Origin of the sequence: Streptomyces specialis (genome assembly GCF_001493375.1) — a bacterium.
GTDB lineage: Bacteria > Actinomycetota > Actinomycetes > Streptomycetales > Streptomycetaceae > Streptomyces > Streptomyces specialis.
Genome location: NZ_LN929896.1, coordinates 192,203 through 198,852, shown reverse-complemented (window position 1 = coordinate 198,852; position 6,650 = coordinate 192,203). Strand labels below are relative to the sequence as shown.

The 6,650-nt window shown below is 76.5% G+C and carries 6 protein-coding genes; 2 read left to right on the top strand and 4 right to left on the bottom strand.

What is annotated here, in order from left to right; translation table 11 throughout:
- Positions 1–5: 5 nt before the first annotated feature.
- Both BN2279_RS19125 and BN2279_RS19120 read right to left on the bottom strand, forming a co-directional pair.
- Positions 6–1,025 carry a DUF2637 domain-containing protein gene (locus BN2279_RS19125; protein WP_059011295.1) on the bottom strand — a complete coding sequence of 340 codons (1,020 nt, stop codon included), beginning with the start codon at positions 1,023–1,025 and terminating at the stop codon, positions 6–8.
- 180 nt (positions 1,026–1,205) lie between these two features.
- The gene (locus BN2279_RS19120; protein ID WP_059011293.1) at positions 1,206–2,030 is read right to left on the bottom strand and encodes a (2Fe-2S)-binding protein; all 825 of its coding nucleotides are present in this window, start codon (positions 2,028–2,030) and stop codon (positions 1,206–1,208) included.
- Positions 2,031–2,180: 150 nt separating this feature from the next.
- Here BN2279_RS19120 and BN2279_RS19115 point away from each other — a divergent pair, with 150 nt between their 5' ends.
- The gene (locus BN2279_RS19115) at positions 2,181–2,903 is read left to right on the top strand and encodes a GntR family transcriptional regulator (RefSeq protein WP_059011291.1); all 723 of its coding nucleotides are present in this window, start codon (positions 2,181–2,183) and stop codon (positions 2,901–2,903) included.
- 24 nt (positions 2,904–2,927) lie between these two features.
- Here the strand turns inward: BN2279_RS19115 and BN2279_RS19110 are convergent, their stop codons facing one another.
- Positions 2,928–3,701 carry a hypothetical protein gene (locus tag BN2279_RS19110; protein WP_079032313.1) on the bottom strand — a complete coding sequence of 258 codons (774 nt, stop codon included), beginning with the start codon at positions 3,699–3,701 and terminating at the stop codon, positions 2,928–2,930.
- A gap of 178 nt (positions 3,702–3,879) precedes the next feature.
- Between BN2279_RS19110 and BN2279_RS19105 the strand changes: the two genes are divergently transcribed.
- On the top strand, positions 3,880–4,935 hold the full coding sequence (locus BN2279_RS19105) for a hypothetical protein (protein WP_059011287.1): 1,056 nt from the start codon (positions 3,880–3,882) through the stop codon (positions 4,933–4,935).
- Between the two features lie 35 nt (positions 4,936–4,970).
- On the opposite strand, the gene BN2279_RS19100 is transcribed toward BN2279_RS19105, so the two are convergent.
- The gene (locus tag BN2279_RS19100; RefSeq protein ID WP_059011284.1) at positions 4,971–6,638 is read right to left on the bottom strand and encodes a PucR family transcriptional regulator; all 1,668 of its coding nucleotides are present in this window, start codon (positions 6,636–6,638) and stop codon (positions 4,971–4,973) included.
- Between the last annotated feature and the right edge of the window lie 12 nt (positions 6,639–6,650).

Below are 6,650 nucleotides of genomic sequence, written 5' to 3'. Positions count from 1 at the left end.
AGCGGTCAGCCGAAGGAGCGTTCTATCCGGGCCAGCTTCTCCTCCAGGGAGTCCAGGCGGGGCGCGGCCTGGGACATGGAGGTCGGGTCCAGGGAATCCTCGCCGCGCGGGGTGCGGCCCGGGCCGGCCGGGGTCAGGGAGTCCTCGGGGGTGGCGTGCAGGGCGCGGCGGGGGAGGCCCGACTCCAGGGCGGCCGGCTCGCTCGGCGCGGGCGCCGGGGCGACTGCGCCCCGGCCCAGCACGCCGTGCTGGCCCAGCGCCCGCATCCTGGCGCGCTCCAGCTTCCGCTGCTCACGCCGCACGGCGCGCTGCTCGTCCTTCTTCCGGCGCTCGTCGCGGACTTCCTCGACCGCCTCGTCCAGCGTCCGCACGTTCTCCAGCAGCATCAGCGACCACGCGCCGAACGTCTCGCGCGGCGCCCGCATCCAGCGGACGAAGCGGATCTGCGGCATCGGGCGCGGCACGAGGCCCTGTTCGCGCAGCGCGCTGCGGCGGGTCTGCTTCAGCGCCCGGTCGAAGAGGACGGCGGCGGACAGGGACATGCCGGCGAAGAAGTGCGGGGCGCCCGCGTGGCCCGTGCCGCGCGGGGCGTGCACCCAGTTGAACCAGGCGGCGGCACCGGCGAAGAGCCACACCAGCATCCGGGAGCCCATCGAGGAGTCACCGTGGCTCGCCTCGCGCACCGCGATCACCGCGCAGAACATCGCCGCGCCGTCGAGGCCGAACGGCACGAGGTACTCCCAGCCGCCGGACAGGTCCAGGTTCTCCCGCCCGAAGCCGACCAGGCCCTGGAACGACAGGGCGGCGGCCACCCCCGCGCAGCAGAACAGCAGGGTGTAGGAGGCGGAGGCGTAGATCCGCTCGCGACGCCGGCGTGAAGCCTCCAGGCGCTCCCAGGAGTCGGAGTCGCCGCTTTCCTTCGCGGCCTTCCGGCCGCGGGTCAACAGCGCGACGGCGGCCAGGAATCCGAGCAGCAGCACGGCTGCCGCCAGCACCCAGCTGAACTCTATGTCCGTCGAAGTCATACGGGTCTGCCCCTCGCCTGGGTGTGCCTGATTCGCAGCGCCTGTGGTGGTCCTGTGGCAGCTGTGCCTCTGCCGAGCATCGTGATGCTAGCCGAGGCCCGCACAGCCGGATTTCGGGCGGAATCACCCCAACAGATGGTATTTCTGCGGAAGTTGCGCTGACAGAAAGACTATCTGTTATCAGCTTGCGGCCAGTCTGATAACTCGGTCGGTGTCACAGGTGCGCGGGCAGGTGACGCAGGTGTCGTCGGGCCGCAGCGTGTAGTACATGCAGCAGCTCGCCCGGTCCCGGGTCCGCAGCGACTGCCCGCCCGGACCGCTCAGTTCGCGGAACGAGGCGCCGCGGGTGAACGGCGCGGTGGAGCCCGGCAGCAGCAACTCGGCCTCGCGCATGGCCCGTTCCTCCTCGCCGACCAGACTCCCCATGTACCAGAGGGATTCGACCAGCTCGTCGGTCGCGGTGCCCCACAGGGCGCGTGGCCCGCGCCGCATGTGCGGGCCGAACGCCGCGAGGACCGGCCCGAGATGGTCGGCCGCCGCCTGCCGCACGGCCGCCCGCAGCGCCTCGCCGTCCGGCACGACCCGCGCGAGCGGGTGGCCGGCGGCCGGGTCGTCGGGGAGGCAGGTGAACGCGGTGGCCCGGACGGTGACCCGCCCCTCGCCCGGGTGGATCGACACGTCCCCGGGCCCGAGGCGCGGCACGCGGCGCAGCAGGAACCACGGGAAGGTGAACAGGACGGCGGCCGGCCAGGCGTAGCGGTGGAGGGCGAAGCCGGCGACCACGTCGGGCCGGGGGCGAACGCCGTACTCGGCGCGGAGCCGCTCGTCGTTCCTCGCCAGCAGCTCGGTCAGCTCGGGCCCGCCGGCCGCCAGGTCGCTCCCGCGCAGCCAGCCGTCGCCACGCCGGGGCTCCTCCTCGCTGACGCGCAGCGTGGGCATCACCTCGGCGACGCGGGCGAAGGCGGGCGCGAGCGGCGTGGTCCTGGTGAGCGCGGGCACGTTCATGGGCAACCGTTCTTGATCGAATCCCGATCGTGGACAGGTAAGGCTTACCTTACCCGAGGTGGCGCGGGGGTGTGCCAGGGGGCCGTGTGCCCCTAGGGTGGCGAAACGGAACTTCCTTGACGGGTAAGCGGGATGGGACGGAGTGGACCGATGGAGCCCACCCGAACGGACTCGGCCATACCGGTGCGCGCGCCCCTCGCGCCCGTGCCGCGCGCCGGGCGCCCCCCGGGTTCGCGGGCGCTGCCCGAGCGGCACTCGGTGCGCGACCAGGTGCTGGCGGCGCTGCGCGAGGCGCTGGCCTGCGGCGAACTCGCCCCGGGCGTCACCTACTCGGCGCCGGTGCTCGCCGAGCGGTACGGGGTGTCCGCGACGCCGGTGCGGGAGGCGATGCAGCGGCTGGCCAGCGAGGGCGCCGTGGAGATCGTGCCCAACCGCGGGTTCCGCGTGGCCGGGCGCAGCGCCCGCGACATGGCGGAGCTGGCGGAGGTCCGCGCGGCGCTGGAGGTGCCCTCGGTGATGCGGCTGGCGCGTGCCCTGCCGCCGGAGCACTGGGACGGGCTGCGCCCGCAGGCCGACGCGGCGGTGCGCGCGGCCTCGGCCGGTGACCGGGCCGCGTACGCGGAGGCCGATCGCGCGTTCCACCGGGCCCTGCTGGAGCCGACCGGGAACCGGCAGCTCGTCGCGATCGCCGGGGATCTGCACCGCAGGGCCCAGGCCCCGGCGGAGCACGGCGCGCTGCCCGACACCGACGAACTCCTCGCCGACGCCCGGGAGCACCTCGCGCTCCTCGACGCGCTGAGCGCGGGTGACCTCGACGCGGCGGAACGCATCGCGCTGCGCCATCTGGCCCCCGCCCCCGCGCCCGGCGACTGACAGCCCGCCGGCCGCCGGGTCCCGTCAGGCGGCCGGGGGCAGCTCCGGGGCCAGCCAGCGGGGGACCTCGCCGAGCAGCTTGTACAGGCGGGCCGCCTCGACGCGCAGGCGTTCCGCCTCGGGCTCCGGCCGCACCCCGGCGAGGGAGACCAGGGCCGGGGCGATGCCGATCAGGTAACCGGTCTCCTCGCGCAGCCGCAGCGACTCCGCGAAGCCCTGGCTGGCCACCGTCAGATCGCCCGAGGCCAGGGCCAGCGCCGCCAGTTGGCGCCAGGTGCAGGAGCCGAGCAGCGCGTCGCCGCGGCCGAGCGCCGCGTTGTGGGCCCGGCGGAACCCGGCCTCGGCGGCCTGCGGGTTGCCCGTCACATGCCGGGCGACCAGCCCGCGCCGGTAGTCCAGCAGTGCCCGGCCGGGGGAGTCGGGCGCCAGCAGCGCCGCCGCCCGGCCCAGCGCGGCACGGGCCTCGTCGGCGCGGTCGCGGACGCGGAGCAGGGTGGACGCGTACGCCAGATGGCCGCGTTCGCAGGCGGCGGCGCCCCGCTGCTCGTCGTCCAGGGACATCGATTCGACCGCCCGCAGCGCGTCCTCGGCGCCCTCCCAGCCCTCGCCGGTGAACAGGCAGCGTTCGGTCAGCAGCTCCGCGCGCAGCAGAGCCGCCGACGGCTCGGTCCGGGCGGGTTCCGCCAGCAGCGCCGCGGCGTCCTCCCAGCAGCCCCGCGAGCGCAGGCGCCACACCGCGTCGTCCGCAGGACCGTCCCCCGCCGCACGAACCTGACGTGGTACGGCGGTTCCCGTCACATGGCCTCCTGGGGGCACGTCGTTCGAGCCGTCGGTCGTGCGTGATGTGAGTGCATCTCAGCACGGCCGGTGCGGCCGGGCCAAGAGGGCCGCGTGAAAGAGTTCACAAACCGGCCGTGTCAGCCGATCGGTCCGTCCTCGGGTGCGGGCCGGTGCCACGGCGACCACGATGGCCGATATGGACCGGATAGCCGGATACGGAACAGCCGACAGCCGCACCGATGCCCGCGGCGCGGTGACGCCCCGCGCGGCGCTGCTCGTTCTGGGTGTGCTGCTGCTCCACCTCGCGTTCATCGCCTCCTACCTCGGCGCCCTGCACGATCCGGAGCCCGACCGGGTCCCTCTCGCGGTCGTCGCGCCCGACGACATCCGCGGCGAACTCGTCGGCCGCCTCGACGGTCTGCCGGGCGGGCCGCTGGACGCCGGCCACCGGGCGAAGGACGCGGCGGACGCCCGGCGGCAGGTCGAACGGCGGGATGTGGACGGCGCGTTGATCGTGGACCCCACGAGCATCACCGACACCCTCTACGTCGCGTCCGGTGGCGGCTCCTCGCTCGCGCAGGCGCTGACCGAGGTGATCCGCGAGGCGGAGGCGGCCGAGGGGCGCAGCGTCACCGTGGAGGATGTCGTGCCGGCCGGCGACGGCGACAGCCGTGGTCTGTCGTCGTTCTATCTGATCGTCGGCTGGTGTGTGGGCGGTTACCTCTGCGCGGCGGCGCTCGCCATCAGCGCGGGCGCCCGCCCGGCGACGGCCGGGCGCGCGGTGCGGCGCCTGATCCTGCTGGGGGTGTACTCGGTGCTCGCCGGGCTCGCCGGGGCGGTGATCGCCGGGCCGGTGCTGGACGCGCTGCCGGGGCGGGTGGCCGCCCTGGCCGGTCTCGGCGCGCTGGTGGTGTTCGCCACCGGCGCGCTGACCCTCGCCCTCCAGGGGCTGCTGGGGATCGTCGGCATCGGGGTGGCGCTGCTGCTCGTCGTGGTGCTGGGCAACCCCAGCGCGGGCGGGCCGTATCCGTATCCGCTGCTGCCGCCGTTCTGGCAGGCCGTCGGCCCGGCGCTGATCCCGGGCGCCGGGACGTGGGTCGCCCGGTCCATCGCCTACTTCGACGGGCGGGACGTCCTCGGGCCGCTGCTGGTGCTCGCCGCGTGGGCGATCGCCGGGGCCGCCCTCACCGTGCTGTTCGCCCGGGTGCGCGGCGGGCCGCGTTCGTCGCTCGACGAGCTGAGCTTCCACTGACCTCGGGGCACCCGCGGCAGGGCGCGCCCGGGGCGTCAGCCCATGCGCAGCGCGAGGAAGAAGTCGACCTTGTCCTCCAGCCGTGTCAGGTCCCGGCCGGTGAGCCGCTCGACGCGGCCGATGCGGTAGCGCAGGGTGTTGACGTGCAGATGGAGCCGGGCCGCGCACCGCGTCCAGGGGCCGTCCGCCGCGAGGAACGCCTCCAGCGTCGGCACCAGTTCCGCCCGGTGCCGCCGGTCGTAGGCGCGCAGCGGCTCCAGCAGCCGGGCGGTGAACGCGCGCCGCACGTCGTCGGGGACGAACGGCAGCAGCAGCACGTGCGAGGCCAGCTCGTCGTGGCCCGCGCCGGACACCCGCCCCGGCCGGGCCGCGGCCACCCGCAGCGCGTGCCTGGCCTCCTCCAGCGCGCCGCGCAGCCCGTCCGCCGAGGGCACCGCCGCCGACACGCCCAGCGTCAGCCGTCCGTCGCCCCCGAGCCCCGCGGCCAGCACGTCGCGGCCCGGGCCGAGGACCGTCTCCGCGTTCAGCACCCCCCGGCCGCCCCCGCCGTCGCCGCTCGCCTCGCCGGCCGGGGGCACCGGGACCAGCGCCACGGCCTCGCCGCCGCCGTGCGCCACGGCGGCGCCCGCGCCCGGCGCGGGGACGTCCGTCAGCAGCTCCTCCAGCAGGCCGCGTCCGGCCGCGCCGGTGCTGGTGGCGGGCCCGGCGTCCGGCCACTCCAGCCGGGCCACGACCACCTGCCACCGCACGCAGGGCGGGTCCGGCAGACCCGGCACCAGCACCGGCGCGGCCACCCGCAGCCGCGCGGCGATCTCGGCGGGCGGCGCGCCGGACGCCAGCAGGTCGAGCACCTCCCGCGCGAGCCGCCTCGGCACCGCGCGGGCCGCGTCCCCGCGCTCCCGTTCGGCGGCGATGAGCCGGGCCACGCCCTCCAGCAGGTCCACGCGCTGGGCCGGCCAGTCCCGGGCGTCGGCGCGCACGGCCAGCAGCCAGTCCGTCAGCGGCGTCCCCCGCACGTCGTCCGGTCCGGCGGGGACGGGGGAGAGGGAGTGGACCACGCCGTCCCCGACCCCCCGGTACGGGCCGCGCCGCCCCGCGCGCGCGGCGGTGAGCCGCGGCGCGGCCCGCTCGGCGCCCAGGCCCCGAGGCAGCCGCTCCGGGTGGGGGGCGGCGACCGGCCGGCCGGTCGCGGACAGCAGCCAGGCCCGCAGGTCGAGGTCGGAGGCGAGGAGGTCGAGCACCGCCCGCGGCCCGGCGCCGGCCGGGCCCGCCGCCATCAGCCGCCGGTGCCGCTCCACCACGGCGGCCAGGTCCCCGGCCCGCTCGCCGGAGACCCGCCGCAGAACGTGCTCGGTGATCTCGGCGAAGGCGACCTCCTCGGCGACCGCGAACAGCGGCAGCCCGTGCCGCGCGCAGGCCGCCGCCAGATCCTCCGGCACCGAGCCGAACTCCGCCTCGCCCGCCGCCAGCGCCGTCACGCCCGCCTCGGCCAGGACGCGCACGAACGGCTCGGAGTCCTCCGGGCCGCGCCACCACGCCAGTCCCGTCAGCACCAGCTCGCCGCCGCGCAGGTAGCGGCTGGGGTCGCGGAGGTCCGTCGTCATCACGCCGCGCACCCGGCGGCCGAGTCCGGCCTCGCCGGTCAGCAGCCGCAGCCCCAGGTTCCGGCTGTCCCCGCTCTCCAGCAGCGCGCTCAGTCGCATGGCGGTCCTCGT